Here is an 18,018-nt window from a genome sequence, read left to right as displayed (position 1 = left end):
CGGAATCAGACCACCTTGAGTGCCAGGGTCAGGCCCGAGAGGAAGGCATCCTCGACGCGGTGACCCGTGCACCAGTCGCCCGCGACGCCGATGCGCGCCTTGGCGTCCCACAGGTGCGGCTTGCCGACCGGCACCTGCGTCTGCGCCTCCGGCCAGCAACGGGCCTGCGCGTGCGACGGCTCGGCGCGAATGCCGGTGATCTCCGAGAAGGCGCGGAGCAGCTTGGCTTCGACGCGCGGCGCGTCGTCGCGCAGGTGTTCCTGCGACCATGCCGCGCTGGCCTGCAGGGTCCAGCGCTCGATGCGGTCGCGGCCGGGCTTGGACGATTCGCGCGCGAGCCACGCCACGCGGTGATGCGTGCTGCGCGCCGCATTCCATTGGGGCCCCAGGTGCGACATCGTCGGCTGGTTGGCTTGCGGGAAGGCGATCATCAGCGTCCAGCACGGTGCGATGCGCACGGCTTCGATCTTTGCGCTGATGTCCTGGGAGAGCTTGCCGTTGTCCAGCAGGGCGCGCGTGCGCGCGGGCGGCACGGCCAGCAGGACCGCGTCGAAGCCGGAGTAGACATGGCTCGAATCCTCGACCCCGGCGGTGCGCAGTTGCCACCGCTTGCTGTCGAGCGAATCGGGTTCGATGTGGGTCACTTGCGTCTGCGTCACGAGCGAGTCGCCCAGGGGCTCGGCCCAGTGCGCGACCAGCGCATCCATGCCCGGCTGCGCGACCCAGTGCCGCTCGAGCGCGGGCAGGGCGGCCTCGGCGACCCGGCCGTGGGGGTCGAGCACGCGGACGAGGTTGGCGCTCCAGGGCTTGCAGACCTGGGATGCCGTTTCGAGCGCGAGCGCGAAGCGCGGATCGCGCACGGTGAAGTACTGCGCGCCGCTGTCGAAGCGGCCGAAGGGCGTGGACTCGCTGGCCATGCGCCCACCGGCACTGGCTTCGCGCTCGAACACGGTGACGCGGTGCCCCGCCTGTAGCAGCGTGCGTGCGCACGCCACGCCGGCGATGCCCGCACCGATGACGGCGAAGTGGCGCGATGCGTTGGATCGGTGACGGTCGGCGACGGGTCGGATGGTCATGGCAGTCTCATGTTGGTTTGGCAGTCGAAGCACTCTAACCGGGTTGAAGACCCCATCGGCCGCCGCCGGGCCGCCCCAAGGCGGCCGAGCCTCCCCCTCGGGGGGTGGCGAAGCACACGAAGTGGCAAGCCGGGGGGCACAGTTATCGGCCGCGGTGGCGTTCGAGGAGGGCGCGACGTGTCCCCTCGTGCTCGAATTGTTCAAGCCACCACTGCATTCCGCGTCCCGGCTTGCCGGCAGTGGGAACTCGCCAGGCGCAATGCATGGTCGCAACAGGCGGAACGCGTTCGGTGCGCCGCTCGACCAGATGGCCGGCTTCGATATACGGGCGCGCCATCGGCTCCGGCAGGAATCCGCCGCCGAGTCCATGGAGTTGCGCGGCCAGCTTGGCTTGCATGGTGGGCACGGTCAGCACGTCCTGCCCGCCGACCAGATTGACGGTCATGCTCGGTCCTGCGCGCGAGGAGTCCGCCGCGGCGACCGCACGGTGCTGGCGCAGCACGTCGTCGCTGAGCGGCTCGGCGATCCGGGCCAGCGGGTGGTGCGGCGCCACCGCGTAGACGAAGGTCAGAACGCCGAGCGGGCGGCTCCGGATGCCCGTGGCCGTGAAAGCCAGGCTGGCCGCATCGAGCACCGACCCGACCGCGAGATCGGCTTCGCCGCTGGCCAGCGCCTCGATCGTGCCCAGCAGCGTCTCGTCGCGCAGCTTGAGTCGCGTCGGCGGCTCGAGCGCATAGAAGGCGTTGGCGAGGTCGAGCAGCGGATCGCGCGCGATGACGCTGTCGACCGCTATCGTCAGCATCGGCTCCCAGCCGGTCGCCACACGCTTGACCCGGTTGGCGACCGAATCGATCTCGCCCAGCAGGCGGGCCGCTTCGCGTAGCAGTTCCTCGCCGGCTTCCGTCGCCTTGGCCTGCCGGCCGCTGCGGTCGAACAGCAGCACGTCGAGCGCGTCCTCGATCAGGCGCACCCGGTAGCTCAGTGCGCTGGGCACCACATTCAGCGAACGAGCCGCCGCAGCAAAGGAGCCGGTGCTCGCCACCGTCTGCAGCATCGACAGCGCATCGGGGGTCAGGACGTCGCGGGCAGTAGGCATGCGGGCCGATCGTTCAAATAAATTGAATGATGCCATCAAACCGCAGCGCTTTTCGCGCAGGGGTGCCGGCCTAAAGTCACAGACATCCGCTGCGCACAGGGCGCGGCATTTCGAAGGCCCTCGAGACGAGGGCAGGAGTTCGACGATGTTGCAAGTCCGTAAATCCCAGGAACGCGGTTATGCCGATCACGGCTGGCTGCGCTCCTTCCACAGCTTTTCCTTTGCGGGGTACTACGACCCGGCCCACATGGGTTTCGGCAACCTGCGCGTGATCAATGAAGACCGCGTGGCCGCGGGTGCCGGCTTCGGCACGCACGGCCACAAGGACATGGAAATCATCAGCTACGTGCTGTCCGGTGAACTCGCTCACAAGGACAGCATGGGCAATGTCGAATCCATTCCGCCGGGCGACGTCCAGCGCATGAGCGCCGGTCGAGGCGTGATGCACAGCGAGTTCAACCACAAGGCCGACGAGACCACGCACTTCCTGCAAATCTGGATCGAGCCGAACGTGCGCGGCATCCCGCCGAGCTACGAGCAGAAGACGTTTGCCGAAGCCGAGAAGCGCGGAAAGCTGCGGCTGGTCGCGTCCCCGGACGGCGCGGACGGTTCGGTGCTGGTGCATGCCGACGCGCGCCTGTTCGCTGGCCTTGTCGACGGCGAGGAACAAGTCAAGCTGACCCTCGACCCGAAGCGCAAGAGCTACGTGCACCTGGTGCGCGGTGAGCTCGAAGCCAACGGCACGAAGCTCGCTACCGGCGACGCCGCCTTGCTCGAAGGCGAATCGCAACTGACGCTCGGCGCCGGCAAGAACGCCGAAGTGCTGGTGTTCGACCTCGCGGCCTGAAAGCGCGCAACTTTTTTTCAACCCAGGAGTAAATCCCCATGTCCACTACCACCGCAAACTACGCCGCTCCGGCATCCGCAGGCGCTGCGCAAGACACGCTGGCACTGATTGGTCGCGTACTCGTCGCCTTGCTCTTCGTGCCCGCCGGCTTCGGCAAGCTCACCGGCTTTGCCGGCGTCGTCGGCTACATCGGCTCCGTCGGCCTCCCGATGCCGGCGCTTGGCGCGATCATCGCGATCATTGTCGAACTCGGTCTCGGCCTGTTGCTGCTCGTCGGCTACAAGACGCGCATCGTGTCGATCATCCTCGCGGTGTTCACCGTCGCGACGGCCGTGTTCTTCCACAACTACTGGGCCATGCCGGCCGACAAGGCGTATGTGAACCAGCTGATGTTCTTCAAGAACATTGCGATTGCCGGTGGCCTGCTGGCGATCGCCGCGCTCGGCGCCGGGCGCTTCAGCATTGATAAAAAGTAACCCCCAGGCTTGCCCACTTCGTGTGGCCGCCCACCCCCTTTGAAAGGGGGCAACACCTGCGGACCGGCAAGCCGGTCCGTGGTGTTTCTCGGCTTTGCACGCCGTACGATGCGGGGTGCTTTATTGACCAGGAAATCTCGATGGCCGACATCGTTGTTGTCTTTCACTCGGGCTATGGCCACACGCAGCGCGTCGCGCAGGCGGTGGCCGAAGGCGCGGGCGCCCATCTTCTGCCGATCGATGCCGACGGCAATCTGCCGCCACAAGGCTGGGAGATGCTCGCCGCGGCGGACGCGATCATCATGGGCGCGCCCACCTACATGGGCGGCCCGAGCTGGCAGTTCAAGAAATTTGCGGACGCTTCCTCCAAGGTCTGGTATGTCCAGGGCTGGAGGGACAAGTTCTTCGCCGGCTTCAGCAACAGCGCCGCCATGAACGGCGACAAGGACGCGACGCTGACGTACCTCTGGCACCTCGCGATGCAGCACAGCGGCCTGTGGGTCAGCATGGGCATCATGCCGAGCAACGACAAGGCCGCGAAGCGGGATTCGATCAACTACGTCGGCGGCTACAACGGTTTGCTGACCACGTCGCCCACCGATGCGAGCCCGGCCGAGATGGCGCGCGGCGACCTCGACACCGCCCGGGCCTTCGGCGAACGGGTGGCCCAAATAGTCAAATAGCTCGCCCCCAGGCTTGCCCACTTCGTGTGGCCGCCTACCCCCTGCCGGGGGCAATCCCGACGGACCGGCGGAGCCGGTTCCGTGGGATTTCTGGGATGTGCGATCGTAGAGCTGACGCAACTTTTTTTACCGGAGACCACGATGACCGCACCACTGCTGCTTGAACCGCACGACAAGGATCTTGGAGGGGGCTTCAAGGTTCGCCGGCTTCTGCCGGCGGCGAAGCGGCGTTCGGTGGGGCCCTTCGTCTTCTTTGACCATTTCGGTCCGGCGACCGAGCAGCCCGGGTCCGAGCACGACGTGCGGCCTCATCCGCACATCGGCCTCTCGACCGTGACCTATCTTTTCGAGGGCGCGATGATGCACCGCGACAGCCTCGGCAGCGTGCAGGAAATCCGCCCCGGCGCGGTCAACTGGATGACGGCCGGGCGTGGCATCGTGCATTCGGAGCGCAAGCCCGAGCAACTGCGCGATGCGATCTACGTGAACCACGGCCTGCAGCTGTGGGTCGCCTTGCCACAGGTGCACGAGGAGGTCGAGCCGAGCTTTGCGCACACTGCCGCGGCCGACATCCCGTCGCTCGAAGTGCAGGGCGTGCAAGTTCGCGTGCTGGTGGGCGAGGCTTTCGGTGCGCGTTCACCCGTGGCGACCTTGTCGAAGACCATCTACCTCGACGTGGCCTTGCCGGCTGGCGCAAGCTTCGAGCTTCCGCCGCTTGCACAGGAACTCGCCATCTATCCCATCGACGGTGATGTGTCGCTGGACGGCGAAGTCGTCGCGCAACACACGATGGCGGCGCTCGCTAATGGCGAAGGCGGCGTGCTGACCTCGCAAGGCCCCGTCCGCCTGGTCGTCATCGGCGGCGACCCGCTCGATGGCCCGCGCTTCATCACCTGGAACTTCGTATCGAGCCGCCGCGAGCGCATCCTGCAAGCCGGTGCCGACTGGTCCGCGCAGCGCATGGGCCATGTCCCCGGCGAAACCGAATTCATCCCGCTACCGGGTCATCCCTTCCAGGTGCAGACGCCGCCCGATACGGGCACTACGCCTGTCTGACGCCGGGGTTGGCGACGTCAGGCAGCGCACGCAATCGCTGCACACCCCGCACCGCCTATCGGGCGCGCTCAAGCAGCGGCACGTTCAGCGTTTGATCCCAATGTCCGGATCTTCAGCCGCGCGAGCACTCACCCCGCTCGCTCGCGCCTTCAAATCCGGCGACAACGATTCCCGCCCATCGAAGACAAAGCACTCGCCCTGGTAATGCGAGCCCCCGACCTCCTCGAAATACTTGAGGATGCCCCCTTCGAGCTGAAGCACGTCGGACACCCCGACTTCCCGCATCAGAATCGCCGCCTTCTCGCACCGAATGCCGCCGGTGCAGAAACTCACGACCGTCTTCCCCGCGAGTTCGTCACGGTGCTTCTGCAGCGCCTTCGGAAACTCGGTGAACTTGTGGATGCGCCAGTCGATGGCGCCCTCGAAAGTCCCGTAGTCCACCTCGAAGGCATTGCGCGTATCGAGCAGCGCCACCGGCTTGCCCGCATCGTCGTGCCCCTGGTCGAGCCAGCGCTTGAGCGTCGGCGCGTCCACCCCCGGCGCGCGCCCCGCGGCCGGCTGGATCGCCGGGTGATCCATGCGGATGATCTCGCGCTTGAGCTTGACCAGCATCCGCCGAAACGGCTGCGCGGCCGACCAGCTTTCCTTGGCTTCAAGATCGCCGAAGCGGGCGTCCGCTCGGAGCGAGGCCAGGAAAGCACGCACTGAATCCACCTTGCCCGCCAGGAACAGGTTGATGCCTTCCGGCGCGAGAAGAATCGTCCCTTTCAGCGCCAGCGCGTGGGTCGACGCGCGAAGCGCTCCACGCAGTTCGGCGGCGTCGTCAATCGGGACGAACTTGTAGGCCGCGATATTCAAAATCTCTTGCACGGGGCGGGATTGTAGGGAGAGTCACATCACATCGTGGAGGTCCGCCTTCCTACAATCGACGGATGTTCGTTCACCTGCGCCTGCACACCGAGTTTTCCGTCGTCGACGGCACCAACCGCATCGATGAAGTCGTCAAGGCCGCTGCCAAGGATGGCCAGCCCTCACTCGCGATCACCGACCTCAACAACCTCTTCGGCGCCGTCAAGTTCTACAAGGAAGCGCGCGGCAAGGGCGTCAAGCCCGTGCTGGGCGCCGAAGTGTTCGTCGAAGGGTTCGGCACCGAGCCGGGCCAGCTGACCCGCATCGTCCTCCTCGTGCAGAACAAGGAGGGCTACCTCCATCTGTCCGAACTGCTGGCGCGCGCCTGGACGCAGAACGTCGGCCGCGGGCAGGCGCAGGCAGCCTGCAAGCTCGCCTGGCTGCAGGAACTGCAAGGCGGCCTGATCGCGCTGTCGGGCGCGCAGGCCGGCCCGCTGGGCGCGCCGCTGCTGCAAGGCCAGGCCGAGCGTGCGGCGCAGATCGCCCTCCAACTGGCCGGTATCTTCCCGCACCGCTTCTACATCGAGCTGCAACGCGCTGGCCGCCCCGAAGACGAGCCGCACGTGGTCGCTGCCGTGCAACTCGCCGCACGCCTCAAGCTCCCGGTCGTCGCCACGCACCCCGTCCAGTTCGCCACCGCCGACGACTACGAGGCGCACGAAGCGCGCGTCTGCATCTCCGAAGGCGAGATCCTGGGCAACCCGCGCCGCGTGCGCAAGTTCACCCGCGAGCAGTACTTCAAGTCATCCGCCGAGATGTCGAAGCTCTTCGCCGATGTGCCGAGCGCCATCGCCAACACGGTCGAGATCGCCAAGCGCTGCAATCTCACGCTGGTGCTCGGCAAGCCGCAGTTGCCGAACTTCCCGACGCCCAACGGCATGCCCATCGAGGAGTACTTCCGCGTCGCGTCGTTCGAAGGCCTGGAAGAACGCCTCGCGCACCTCTACCCCGACGCGACAAGACGCGATACCGAGCGTCCGCGCTACGTCGAGCGCCTGGAGTTCGAGATCAACACCATCCTGAAGATGGGGTTCCCGGGCTACTTCCTGATCGTCGGCGACTTCATCAACTGGGCCAAGAAGAACGGCTGCCCGGTGGGCCCGGGCCGGGGCTCGGGCGCGGGCTCGCTGGTGGCCTATGCGCTCAAGATCACCGACCTCGACCCGCTCGAATACAAGCTGCTGTTCGAACGCTTCCTCAACCCCGAGCGCGTCTCGATGCCCGACTTCGACATCGACTTCTGCCAGGGCAACCGCGACCGCGTCATCGACTACGTCAAGGACAAGTACGGCCGCGACGCCGTGAGCCAGATCGCCACCTTCGGAACCATGGCCGCGCGCGCCGCCATCCGTGACGTGGGCCGGGTGCTCGACATGAGCTACATGTTCTGCGACGGCATCAGCAAGCTCATCCCGAACAAGCCGGGCCAGCCGGTGACGATCCAGTACCCGCCGTCGCCCAAGTCCGACAACGACAAGAACAACTACGCCATCGAGATGGAGCCGCAGCTCGCGGAGCGCATCGAGAAGGAAGAAGAAGTCCGCATGCTGGTCGAGCTCGCGCAGAAGCTCGAAGGCATGACCCGCAACATCGGCATGCACGCGGGCGGCGTGCTGATCGCGCCGGGCAAGCTCACCGACTTCTGCCCGCTCTACCAGCAGCCGGGCAGCGATTCGGCCGTGAGCCAGTACGACAAGGACGACGTCGAAGCCGTTGGCCTCGTGAAGTTCGACTTCCTGGGCCTGGCGACGCTCACCATCCTCGAGATCGCGAGGGAGTTCATCGTCAAGCGGCACAAGGGGCAGGAGGACTTCGCCTACGAGAACATCCGCCTCGACGACGTGCCGACCTACAAGCTCTTCGCCGAAGGCAAGACCGAGGCCGTGTTCCAGTTCGAATCGCGCGGCATGCAAGGGATGCTGAAGGACGCCCGGCCCACGCGGCTGGAAGACCTGATCGCGCTGAACGCGTTGTACCGGCCCGGCCCGATGGACCTGATCCCCAGCTTCGTCGCCCGCAAGCACGGGCGCGAGCCTGTGGAGTACCCGCATCCGCTGGTGGCCGAGATGCTCTCCGAGACCTACGGGATCATGGTCTACCAGGAGCAGGTGATGCAGACCGCGCAGATCCTGGGCGGCTATTCGCTCGGCGGCGCCGACCTGCTGCGCCGCGCGATGGGCAAGAAGAAGGCCGAGGAAATGGCCGAGCACCGCGAAATCTTTCGCAAGGGTGCAGCCAAGAACGACATCGACCAGAAGAAGGCCGACGAGATCTTCGACCTGATGGAGAAGTTCGCGGGCTACGGCTTCAACAAGTCGCACGCGGCCGCGTACTCGCTTCTGGCGTATCACACCGGCTGGCTCAAGGTCCACTACACGGCCGAGTTCTTCTGCGCGAACATGACCGTGGAAATGGACGACACCGACAAGCTCAAGGTGCTGTTCGAGGATGCGCAGAAGAACTTCGGCATGACCTTCGAGCCGCCGGACGTGAACCGCGGCAACTACCGCTTCGAGCCGGTCAACGACAAGGTCATCCGCTACGGACTCGGTGCGGTCAAGGGCACGGGGCAACTCGCGGTCGAGGCCGTCGTGCGGGCGCGCGAGGAGGGCGGCCCCTTCAAGAGCCTGTTCGACTTCTGCGTGCGCGTGGACCGGCAGCGCATCAACAAGCGCACCGTCGAGGCGCTGATCAAGGCCGGTGCCTTCGATTCATTGCAGCAGAACCGTGCGTCGCTGATCGCATCGGTCGACCGCGCCTATGAATTCGCCGTCGCGACAGAGGCCAATGCCGCGCAGGTCGACATCTTCGGCGACTTCGAGCACGGCTCGGCCACGGCGGAGCCCGACCTGGTCGATGCCACGCCCTGGGGCGTGAAGGAACGGCTGACCTACGAGAAGACCGCGGTCGGCTTCTACCTGTCGGGGCACCTCTTCGACGAAGTCGCGCACGAAGTCCGGCGCTTCTGCAAGCGCGAAATCGACGACCTGATGGATTCGCGCGAACAGCAGGTGATCGCGGGCATCGTGAGCGACTTCCGCGTGATCAACGGCCAGCGCGGGCGGCTCGCGATCTTCAAGCTCGACGACAAGTCGGGCGCCATCGATGCGACCGCCGACGAGGCGCTCTTCAACGCCAACCGCAACGTGCTGAAGGACGATGAACTGGTGATCGTCAGCGGCCGGCTCCAACCCGCGCGTGGCGGCTTCGAAGCGCGGTTCCAGGTTCAGCAGGTGTGGGACCTGGCGACTGCACGCTGCCGCTTCGGCAAGTTCCTCCGCGTGGCGGTCAACGGCAAGGCGCCGGACATCGCCCGCATGGTGAAGGACTTTCCGCCCCGCACCGAGCAGAGCGAGCATGGCGAACTGCTGCAAGGGTTGGGCGTGCGCCTGTCGATGGCCCGCAATGGCGCGCAGGTCGAACTGCAGTTGGGCGAACGCGCCAAGTTCTTTCCGACCGATGCGGCCCTCGCAAGCTGGATGGCGCAGGCCGATGCAGGAAAGGCGGCGATCGTCTACGAGTAGGCGGATCGCTCAGCATGATTCCGGGCGACCGCGAACTGTTCCTGCTGCTGAATGCCGACGCGGATGCGCCGGGCTGGCTTCTCGGCGGCGGGCACTTCCTGGCGGTGCATGCGCACTGGTTGCTGGTGCTGGTGATGTCGGGGCTCGCGCTGCATCGCTGGCGGCCGTTGCTCAGGCCGGTGCTTGCCGCCTTGGTGGCCATTGCGTTGGGCAGCCTCGTCTGCGAGGCCATCGGGCAGGTCTGGGATCGTCCGAGGCCTTTCGAGACGGGCCTTGGCTATGTGCACCTGGGTCACAGCGGCGGGCCATCATTTCCGAGCAGCCATGCGACGGCTTACGCGGCGCTCGCGGTTTCTTTTCTGCTCGTTGCGGACTACAGGGTCGTCGGCTGGTTCCTGGTCGTGCTGGCCGGCCTTGTGAGCCTTTCACGGGTAGTGGTCGGTGTGCACTATCCGTTGGACATCAGCGTGGGCGCGGCCATCGGCGGCCTGGCGGCCGTTGCGGCCTACGGCTTGGTCGACAGGGTCTGGAAGCGCCCGGCCTCCTGAAGAAACCGAGGGCTCCGCCTCAGCGAGCCTTGGGCTGGAGCGCCACAGTCAAGGCCGGGAAGATCCGCCCATCGATGTCCCTGGGCACCTTCTCCGTGCGCCGAAGTCCGCGCTCGGCCGCATCGTCCCAGGCAGCCACGCCGCTGGACTTGCGCAACTTCACGCCGACGATGGTGCCGTCGGGTGCAAGGCTGACGTCGAACTCGGCCGTCGGATTGCCGCTCACGAGATCCGCGTCCGGATACACGATATTGGGTCGAACGGCCGCAGCGATCCGCGCTCCGTAGCCGCCGGAAGGTCCCGAGGTGCGCGCGGCGGTGCCTGTCGAGTTCTCGTTGCCGGTCCCCGCCAACGCCTGCATCCGCTTCAGTGTCGCGGCACGATCGGCAGCCGCCTGCTTGGCTTCCGCTTCCTTCTTCTTCGCTGCGTCGGCCTGCTTGGCTTCGGCCTCCTGCCGCTTCTTCAGTTCCGCCTGCTTCTGCTGCTCAGCCTTCTTGCGATCGGCTTCGTCCTCGGCGCGCTGTTTGGCTTCGGCTTCCTTCTTTTCCTGCGCCGCCTTTTTCGCCGCGTCGAGCTTCTTCTGCTGCTGCGCCTGCTGCTCCAGTTCGCGCTCGCGCTCCTTCTGCTCCTTGAGCTTCTTTTCGCGTTCGAGTGCGATGTCGGGCGCCTTGGGCGCCGGCGTCGGATCGGGCGGCCTCACCGCCTGGGGTGGCGGCGGCGGAGGAGGCGGGGGCGGCGGGGCCGGAGTGGGCGCCGGGGACGGCGGCGTGGGCACCGGCGCGACGGCGCGGGGCGCGGCCTGCTGGACGGTCGACGACCACAACTCGGCCTCGACCGCTTCGTTCTCGGCCTCGCGCCGCCAGCTCACGCCCCAGGTCAGCGCGGCGATAAGCAGCGCATGCGCGATCAGTGCCAGTAGCACGGCGCGCGGCGTGCCGCGCTGCGGCGGCGGCGCGAATTCGGGGCGGTCTGCGGCGAGCGACATGCCTTACTTCGCGCCCGTGGTTTGCACCGAGAGACCGACGCGCTCGATGCCGCTGCGCTTGAGCTGGTTCATCGCCTTGACGACCGTCTCGTACTTGACCGACTTGTCGGCGCTGATCACCACCGGGCGATCCGCATCGCCACCCTGGGCGTTCTTGGCGGCCGAGCCGATCTGCGTCATCGGGATGGAACTGCCGCCGCTGCCGGTCGACGGGTCCTTCTTGATCTGCACTTCGTCATCGCTCTTGATGACGATCTCGATCGGCTTGTCGGGCTGCTTGTTGGCGCGGTCCACCGTCGGCAGGTTGATCACGCTCGGCGTGATCAGCGGCGCCGTGACCATGAAGATGATCAGCAGCACCAGCATCACGTCGATGAACGGGACCATGTTGATCTCGTTGATCGTTCGGCGGCCGCGGCCGCGGGAGGACATGGCTGGCATGGCGAGGTGCTCCGCTTCAGCGGCCCGTGGCCGCGGTGACGGCCGCCGGGTTCACGTGGGCGGTCAGGTTGCGCTGCAGGATGTTCGAGAACTCCTCGATGAAGGTCTCGAGCGCGATCGCGATCTTGTCGATCTCGCGGGCAAAGCGGTTGTAGGCGACCACGGCCGGGATCGCGGCGAAAAGGCCGATCGCCGTGGCGACCAGGGCTTCGGCGATGCCGGGCGCGACGGTCGACAGCGTGACCTGCGCGAGTGCGGCAAGGCCGGTGAAGGCATGCATGATCCCCCAAACCGTGCCGAAGAGGCCGACATAGGGCGACACCGAACCGACCGTCGCGAGGAAGGAGAGGTTCTGTTCGACCGCGTCGAGTTCGCGCTGGAAGCTCGCCCGCATCGCGCGGCGTGCGCCGTCGAGCAGGGTGCCGGTGTCGGACACATGGCGTTCGCGCAGCTTCTGGTATTCGCGCATGCCGGAGGCGAAGATGCGTTCCATGGGGCCGGCGAACTTCGCGTTCTGCGCGGCGGATGAAAAGAGCTCGTTCAGGCTGGTGCCCGACCAGAAGTCACGCTCGAAATCGTCGTTGAGCGAGCGGGTGCGCTTGAGGGAGAAGTACTTGCGGAAAATGGCCGCCCAACTCGCGACGGAGACGACGATGAGCAGCAGCACCACGAGTTGCACCGGAAGGCTGGCGTGCAGCAGCAGGGAAATGATCGAGAGTTCTTGATTCATGGCTTGAGAGGTTGAGACATGGAGCCGGCGTAGCGCTCGAGGGTTCCCGAAACTTGGGCAGGGATGCGCGCAGGCCGCAGCGTCTCGGCCATGACCCAGCCGATGCGGATGGTGCCTTCGCACAGCAGGCTGCCGTCAGTGGACGCGATGCCTTCCTCGGTCAATTGCTCTGATTTTGATAGCACGCGCTGCGCGATTATCAATGACGCGGAGCCGATCTGGCGAAGCTCGGCTGTAACGAGCAGTTCATCGTCGAGCCGCGCGGGCCGGTGGTACTTGAGCTGCGTCTCGCTGACCACGAAGATGCCGCCCGTTTCCTCGCGCAACCTGCCTTGCGCGATGCCGAGCGAACGCAGCCACTCGGTGCGTGCGCGCTCCATGAACTTGAGGTAGTTGGCGTAGAACACGATGCCGCCTGCATCGGTGTCTTCCCAGTAGACGCGAATGGGCAGCGCGAAGCTCATGCAGGAACGGGCGCTTCGGCCCACGCGCGCAGCCGGGCGACCGACTCTTCGAGGTGAGCCATCGAGCTGGCCGTCGAAAAGCGGATGAAGCGCCCCGTTTCTGCCGAGCCGAAGTCACGCCCCGGCGTGACGGCGACGTGCGCCTGCTTCATCGCCTCGAAGGCGAAATCCCAGCTGCCGGAGATGCCGAGTCTTTCGGCGAAGCTGCTGCAATCGGCCCAGGCGTAGAAGGCGCCGTCGGGCATCACCGGCACCTGCAGGCCGAGTGCATCGAGCTGCGGAATGAACCAGTCGCGCCGCGCCTTGAATTCCGCACGGCGGCGTTCGTATTCGGTGATGCTGTCGGGCTCGAAGCAGGCGAGGGCAGCGTGCTGCGACACGGTGCTCGCGCAGATGAAGAGGTTCTGCGCCAGCCGCTCGACCGCGGGCACCAGCGCGTCGGGTACCACCAGCCAGCCGAGTCGCCAGCCGGTCATGTTGAAGTACTTGCTGAAGCTGTTGATGCTGATCACCTGGTCGTCGATCGCGAGTGCGGTCTGGCCGAAGGCATCGTCGTAGGACAGGCCGAGGTAGATCTCGTCGATCAGCGTGATGCCGCCGCGCCGCGACACGACCTCGTGGATGCGCCGCAGCTCGTCGGGCGCGATCGAGGTGCCGGTCGGATTCGATGGCGACGCCAGCAGCACGCCGCGCGTGCGCTCGGTCCAGGCGGCTTCGACCTTGGCGGCGCTGAGCTGGAAGCGCTCGGCGGCGGTAGTCGGCACCAACACGGCGCGGCCGTCGGCGGCCGTCACGAAATGCCGATTGCACGCATAGCTCGGGTCGGGCAGCAGCATCTCGTCGCCGGCATCGATCAATGCGAGGCAGGCCAGCTGCAGCGCCGCGGAGGCGCCCGCCGTGATGACGATGCGGCGTGCCGGCACGTCGACGCCGAAGCGCTGGGCGTACCAGCCGCTGATGCGCTCGCGCAGATGGTCGAGGCCTGTGGCCTGCGTGTACTGCGTGGCGCCCGCGCGGATGGCGCGCATCGCGGCCTCTTGCACGAGAGGCGGCGCGGTGAAGTCGGGTTCGCCGATGTTCAGGAAGATCATCGGCCGTTCGGTGTGCGCAACTTCGCGTGCGAGCTTCGAGGCGGCCTTGGCCACTTCCATCACGTAGAAGGGTTCGATGCGCTCCGCGCGCTTCGAAATCCTCATGGCTTCGCCTTTCCGCTGGCGCGATCGGCCTCGACTTCCGCCGGGCGCAACTGCGGCGCGAGCCCGTTGAGCACCGCATTCACATACTTGTGGCCGTCGGTGCCGCCGAATTCCTTGGCAAGCTCGATGCACTCGTTCAGCACCACGCGCCATGGCACGTCCAGGCAGTTCTGGAATTCGTACACGCCGATCCACATCACCGCATGCTCGATCGGGGAAATCTCCTCGAGCTTGCGGTCGAGCAGGGGGACGATCAGGGCGTCGAGTTGGTCGGCCGATTCGATCGAGCCGTGCAGCAAGGCGTCGTAGTGCGCCGCGTCGGCCTTGTGGAACCCGGCCAGGGCGCGCGTGAACTCGTCGATCGACGCGGCGTCGTTGCGGCCCACCAGATGCTGGTAGAGCGCCTGCACGGCAAATTCGCGCGCGCGGCTGCGGTTGGACTTGGCCGATGCCTTACGCACGCCTGTGCTGGTAAGCCCGGTGCGGGACTGGCGCGGCTTGCCGCTGGATGCCTTGGTGTTTTCGGTCATGAAAGGGTGGCGAGCAGTTGCGCCATTTCGACCGCGACACGTGCGGCATCGCGGCCCTTGTCGGTCTGTCGGGCGATGGCCTGTTCGAGGTTCTCGGTGGTGAGGATCGCGTTGGCGATCGGGATGCGGTAATCCAGCGCCAGGCGGCTGACGCTCGCGCCCGATTCGTTGGCCACCAGCTCGAAGTGATACGTCTCGCCGCGGATGATGCAGCCGAGCGCGATCAACGCCTGGTAGCGATTTCGTTCGGCCAACGCCTGCAACGCGACCGGCACTTCGAGCGCGCCGGGCACGCTGAGGTGGTCGATGTCGGCATCGGCGACGCCCAGCGCCGCAAGTTCGGCGCGGCAGGCCTTGGCCAGCGCGTCGGTGATTTCCTCGTTGAAGCGCGCCTGCACGATGCCGATGCGCAGGCCCTTGCCGTTGAGTTCGACGTCGGCGCCCTTGTTTGCGTGTTGCATCAGTTCTCGTCTTTCGTGATGTAGCCGGCGATCTCGAGGCCGTAGCCCGCCGCCATGCTTGGCATGCGGCGCGGCGCCCCCAGCAGGTTCATCTTGTGCACGCCGCATTCGCGCAGGATCTGCGCGCCGATGCCGTAGCTGCGCAGGTCCATGCGGCCGCGCTCGGGCGCTTGTGCGGGGCGGGCGGTGCCGTCGAATTGCGACAGCAGCTCGGCGCCGGTTTCGCCGCAGTTCAGTAGCACGGCAACGCCCTTGCCCTCGGCCGCGAGGTGCGCCAGGCTGGCGTCGAGGCTCCACGAGTGCAGGGAGCGATTGAGTTCGAGCGCGTCGAGCACCGACAGCGGCTCGTGCACGCGCACGTCGACCGTGTCGGCCACGTTCCACTTGCCCCGGACCAGCGCCAGGTGCACGCCGTTGCTCGGCTTGTCCTTGAAGGCGTGCGCGGTGAATGGGCCCCAGGCGGTATGGATCTCGCGGCAGCCGACCTTCTCGATGAGGGATTCGGTGCGGCTGCGGTGCTCGATCAGCGCGGCGATGGTGCCGATCTTGATGCCGTGTTCGGCCGCGAAGAGCTGCAGGTCGGGCAACCGCGCCATCGTGCCGTCCTCGTTCATGACCTCGCAGATCACGGCGGCGGGCGAGCAGCCCGCCATCGCGGCCAGGTCGCAACCGGCTTCGGTGTGGCCGGCGCGCATCAGCACGCCGCCGTCGACCGCCTGCAGCGGGAAGATGTGGCCGGGCTGGACCAGGTCCGCCGCGACCGCATCGGGTGCGACCGCGGCCTGGACCGTGCGCGAGCGGTCGGCTGCCGAAATGCCGGTCGTCACGCCTTCGGCGGCCTCGATCGATACGGTGAACGCGGTCGAATGCTTGGCGCCGTTGCGCGCCACCATCGGGGGTAACTGCAGCCGTTCGCACATTTCGCGCGACAGCGTGAGGCAGATCAGGCCGCGGGCGTGGCGGGCCATGAAGTTGATGGCCTCGGGCGTGACGTGGTCGGCGGCGAGGACGATGTCGCCCTCGTTCTCGCGATCCTCCTCGTCGACCAGGATCACCATGCGCCCGGCGCGCAGTTCGGACACGATTTCTTCGACCGGGGAAATCGGCGCCGGTGCACGGCCGCTGCGCGAGGCGCCGATCGGTGTGACGGATGCGTTCATGGGGAGCTGTCTTTCTGTGGCAAGGGAATGGCGCCGGCCTGGAGCATGCGCTCCACGTAACGGGCGACGGTGTCGATCTCGAGGTTTACGCGGCTATCGGGCTTCAGGCTGCCGAGCGCGGTGTTCTCGACGGTGTGGGGAATCAGGTTGATGCTGACCTCGCTGCCGTCCGGGCCATCCGTCACGCTGTTGACCGTAAGGCTGACCCCGTTGACGGTGATCGAGCCCTTGTAGGCCAGGAAGCGCGCGAGGGCTTGCGGCGCCAGCACGCGCAGCTCCCAGCTTTCGCCGACGGGTTCGAACTTGCTGACGCTGCCGATGCCGTCGACGTGGCCGGACACGATGTGCCCGCCCAGTCGGTCGCTGGCGCGCAGGGCCTTTTCGAGGTTGACGCGCGTCGCTTCCTCCGACAGGCCGGCGGTCTTGTCGAGCGATTCGGCCGAGATGTCGATGGTGAAGAGCTTTTGCGCGGGGTCGAGCGTGGTGACGGTCATGCACGCGCCGTTGAGCGCGATGCTGTCACCGAGACCCACGTCGTCGAGATAGCCGTCAGGCACCGCGATGCTGAGCCGCTTGCCGTGGGATGAAGAGCTGCCGAGGTCGTGGACGGCGGCGATGCGCCCCACGCCGGTGATGATTCCGGTGAACATCGCCGCATTTTCGCAGAGAAGCGGGCGCTGCCCACGCGGCGGGCTAGAAAGCGTCGCGACCGGCCACCCGGGCCAGGATCCGGAGGTCGGGACCGAAGCGGTCAACGGCGCGGAAATCCAGCAGCAGGGCGCCGGAAAGCGCGGCCAGCGGGCCGCCGGCAAAGGGCTGGCTGGCCATGTCCATGCCCTCGCCGAGGAACTTGGGGGCGAGGTAGACCAGAAGCTCGTCGACCCAGCCTTCGCGCAGGAGCGAACCGTTGAGCTTGTGCCCCGCTTCGACATGCAGTTCGTTGACCTCGCGCGCCGCGAGGTCGCGCAGCATCGCGCCCAGGTCGACCTTGCCATCGGCATTGGCCATGGCCGTGATGGTGGCGCCCCTGGCCTCGAGCGCGCGGGCCTTGGCCTCGTCGCGGCCGGCCGCGTAGATCCAGACCTGGCGACCGGGGATGTCAAAGATCTTCGCCTCGGGCGGCGTTTGCAATCGGCTGTCGACCACGACCAGGTGGGGCTGGCGCGGCGTCTCGACCAGACGCACGTCGAGGCGCGGGTCGTCCTCGATCAGGGTGCCGACGCCGGTCAGCACCGCGCTCGCCCGCGCCCGCCACGCGTGGCCGTCGGCGCGCGCGGCCTTCGATGTGATCCATTGGCTCGTGCCGTTGTTCAGGGCCGTCTTGCCGTCGAGCGAAGCCGCCACCTTGAGACGCACCCAGGGCATCTTGCGCACCATGCGGCTGAAGAAGCCGATGTTGAGCTCGCGCGATTCGGCAGCGCCGGGCCCGACCTCGACCTCGACACCCGCGGCTCGAAGCCGCTCGAAGCCCCGGCCGCCGACGAGCGGATTCGGATCGGCGACCGACGCGACGACGCGGCGAATGCCGGCCGCGATCAGCGCATCGCAGCAAGGGCCGGTGCGGCCGTGGTGGGAGCAGGGTTCAAGCGTCACATACGCCGTTGCGCCCTCGACCGAACGACCGCGCGCCGCGGCATCGCGAAGCGCCATGACCTCCGCATGGGGACCGCCTGCGCGCTGCGTGTGGCCGGTTCCCAGGACCTCGCCCACGGCGTCGACCAGCACACAGCCCACGCGAGGATTGGGATCGGTGAGTAGGCGCGCATCGTCTGCCAGTTGTTGTGCGACGGCGATCCGTTGCGCATCCGCGATGAGAGGGGGCATGGGGCCGAATCA

General features: G+C 66.9%; 19 protein-coding genes. 6 read left to right on the top strand and 13 right to left on the bottom strand.

Annotation, left to right across the window (positions count from 1 at the left end):
• Window positions 1–5 precede the first annotated feature (5 nt).
• Together ACSFBL_RS16190 and ACSFBL_RS16185 are read right to left on the bottom strand one after the other, a co-directional pair.
• On the bottom strand, window positions 6–1,076 hold the full coding sequence (locus ACSFBL_RS16190; RefSeq protein WP_435516798.1) for an NAD(P)/FAD-dependent oxidoreductase: 1,071 nt from the start codon (window positions 1,074–1,076) through the stop codon (window positions 6–8).
• Between the two features lie 142 nt (window positions 1,077–1,218).
• Window positions 1,219–2,172, bottom strand: coding sequence for a LysR family transcriptional regulator (locus ACSFBL_RS16185; protein WP_435516797.1), 954 nt, complete (start codon window positions 2,170–2,172; stop codon window positions 1,219–1,221).
• 145 nt (window positions 2,173–2,317) lie between these two features.
• On the opposite strand from ACSFBL_RS16185, the gene ACSFBL_RS16180 reads away from it, so the two are divergent.
• The 4 genes from ACSFBL_RS16180 (at window position 2,318) to ACSFBL_RS16165 (ending at window position 5,234) form a co-directional block, all read left to right on the top strand.
• Window positions 2,318–3,019, top strand: coding sequence for a pirin family protein (locus ACSFBL_RS16180; protein ID WP_435516796.1), 702 nt, complete (start codon window positions 2,318–2,320; stop codon window positions 3,017–3,019).
• Between the two features lie 38 nt (window positions 3,020–3,057).
• Window positions 3,058–3,495 carry a DoxX family protein gene (locus tag ACSFBL_RS16175; protein ID WP_435516795.1) on the top strand — a complete coding sequence of 146 codons (438 nt, stop codon included), beginning with the start codon at window positions 3,058–3,060 and terminating at the stop codon, window positions 3,493–3,495.
• Window positions 3,496–3,635: 140 nt separating this feature from the next.
• Window positions 3,636–4,178: a flavodoxin family protein gene (locus ACSFBL_RS16170; RefSeq protein WP_435516794.1), complete on the top strand. Its 543-nt coding sequence runs from the start codon at window positions 3,636–3,638 to the stop codon at window positions 4,176–4,178.
• 141 nt (window positions 4,179–4,319) lie between these two features.
• Window positions 4,320–5,234, top strand: coding sequence for a pirin family protein (locus ACSFBL_RS16165; protein ID WP_435516793.1), 915 nt, complete (start codon window positions 4,320–4,322; stop codon window positions 5,232–5,234).
• 84 nt (window positions 5,235–5,318) lie between these two features.
• Here the strand turns inward: ACSFBL_RS16165 and ACSFBL_RS16160 are convergent, their stop codons facing one another.
• Window positions 5,319–6,104, bottom strand: coding sequence for a sulfurtransferase (locus ACSFBL_RS16160; RefSeq protein WP_435516792.1), 786 nt, complete (start codon window positions 6,102–6,104; stop codon window positions 5,319–5,321).
• A 62-nt stretch (window positions 6,105–6,166) separates the two neighbouring features.
• On the opposite strand from ACSFBL_RS16160, the gene dnaE reads away from it, so the two are divergent.
• Window positions 6,167–9,667, top strand: coding sequence for a DNA polymerase III subunit alpha (gene dnaE, locus ACSFBL_RS16155; protein ID WP_435516791.1), 3,501 nt, complete (start codon window positions 6,167–6,169; stop codon window positions 9,665–9,667).
• Window positions 9,668–9,681: 14 nt separating this feature from the next.
• The gene (locus ACSFBL_RS16150) at window positions 9,682–10,215 is read left to right on the top strand and encodes a phosphatase PAP2 family protein (protein ID WP_435516790.1); all 534 of its coding nucleotides are present in this window, start codon (window positions 9,682–9,684) and stop codon (window positions 10,213–10,215) included.
• Window positions 10,216–10,234: 19 nt separating this feature from the next.
• On the opposite strand, the gene tolA is transcribed toward ACSFBL_RS16150, so the two are convergent.
• Genes tolA through ribD form a run of 10 tightly spaced genes read right to left on the bottom strand, consistent with a single transcriptional unit; the run spans window position 10,235 to window position 18,006 of the window.
• Window positions 10,235–11,200: a cell envelope integrity protein TolA gene (tolA, locus tag ACSFBL_RS16145; RefSeq protein WP_435516789.1), complete on the bottom strand. Its 966-nt coding sequence runs from the start codon at window positions 11,198–11,200 to the stop codon at window positions 10,235–10,237.
• A gap of 3 nt (window positions 11,201–11,203) precedes the next feature.
• Entirely contained in the window at window positions 11,204–11,641 is a 438-nt protein-coding gene (locus tag ACSFBL_RS16140) for an ExbD/TolR family protein (protein ID WP_435516788.1), read from the bottom strand.
• Window positions 11,642–11,657: 16 nt separating this feature from the next.
• Window positions 11,658–12,371: a protein TolQ gene (tolQ, locus tag ACSFBL_RS16135; protein ID WP_435516787.1), complete on the bottom strand. Its 714-nt coding sequence runs from the start codon at window positions 12,369–12,371 to the stop codon at window positions 11,658–11,660.
• Window positions 12,368–12,835, bottom strand: a complete 468-nt coding sequence (ybgC, locus tag ACSFBL_RS16130; RefSeq protein WP_435516786.1) for a tol-pal system-associated acyl-CoA thioesterase — start codon at window positions 12,833–12,835, stop codon at window positions 12,368–12,370. The genes tolQ and ybgC overlap by 4 nt, the downstream gene beginning before the upstream one ends.
• Window positions 12,832–14,031 carry a pyridoxal phosphate-dependent aminotransferase gene (locus ACSFBL_RS16125; RefSeq protein WP_435516785.1) on the bottom strand — a complete coding sequence of 400 codons (1,200 nt, stop codon included), beginning with the start codon at window positions 14,029–14,031 and terminating at the stop codon, window positions 12,832–12,834. The genes ybgC and ACSFBL_RS16125 overlap by 4 nt, the downstream gene beginning before the upstream one ends.
• The gene (nusB, locus tag ACSFBL_RS16120) at window positions 14,028–14,561 is read right to left on the bottom strand and encodes a transcription antitermination factor NusB (protein WP_435516784.1); all 534 of its coding nucleotides are present in this window, start codon (window positions 14,559–14,561) and stop codon (window positions 14,028–14,030) included. The genes ACSFBL_RS16125 and nusB overlap by 4 nt, the downstream gene beginning before the upstream one ends.
• Window positions 14,558–15,022 (bottom strand): 6,7-dimethyl-8-ribityllumazine synthase, encoded by a 465-nt coding sequence (ribH, locus tag ACSFBL_RS16115; protein ID WP_435516783.1) that lies wholly within the window; start codon window positions 15,020–15,022, stop codon window positions 14,558–14,560. The genes nusB and ribH overlap by 4 nt, the downstream gene beginning before the upstream one ends.
• The gene (gene ribBA, locus ACSFBL_RS16110; RefSeq protein ID WP_435516782.1) at window positions 15,022–16,182 is read right to left on the bottom strand and encodes a bifunctional 3,4-dihydroxy-2-butanone-4-phosphate synthase/GTP cyclohydrolase II; all 1,161 of its coding nucleotides are present in this window, start codon (window positions 16,180–16,182) and stop codon (window positions 15,022–15,024) included. The genes ribH and ribBA overlap by 1 nt, the downstream gene beginning before the upstream one ends.
• On the bottom strand, window positions 16,179–16,832 hold the full coding sequence (locus ACSFBL_RS16105; RefSeq protein WP_435516781.1) for a riboflavin synthase: 654 nt from the start codon (window positions 16,830–16,832) through the stop codon (window positions 16,179–16,181). Before ACSFBL_RS16105 ends, ribBA begins: the two co-directional genes overlap by 4 nt.
• A gap of 43 nt (window positions 16,833–16,875) precedes the next feature.
• Window positions 16,876–18,006, bottom strand: coding sequence for a bifunctional diaminohydroxyphosphoribosylaminopyrimidine deaminase/5-amino-6-(5-phosphoribosylamino)uracil reductase RibD (ribD, locus tag ACSFBL_RS16100; protein WP_435516780.1), 1,131 nt, complete (start codon window positions 18,004–18,006; stop codon window positions 16,876–16,878).
• Window positions 18,007–18,018: the final 12 nt, after the last annotated feature.

It is taken from the genome of Variovorax glacialis, from assembly GCF_051216375.1.
In the GTDB taxonomy this organism is placed as follows: domain Bacteria; phylum Pseudomonadota; class Gammaproteobacteria; order Burkholderiales; family Burkholderiaceae_C; genus Variovorax.
The sequence above is the reverse complement of the archived record's forward strand: the minus strand, read 5'-3'. Positions and strand labels throughout refer to the sequence as shown.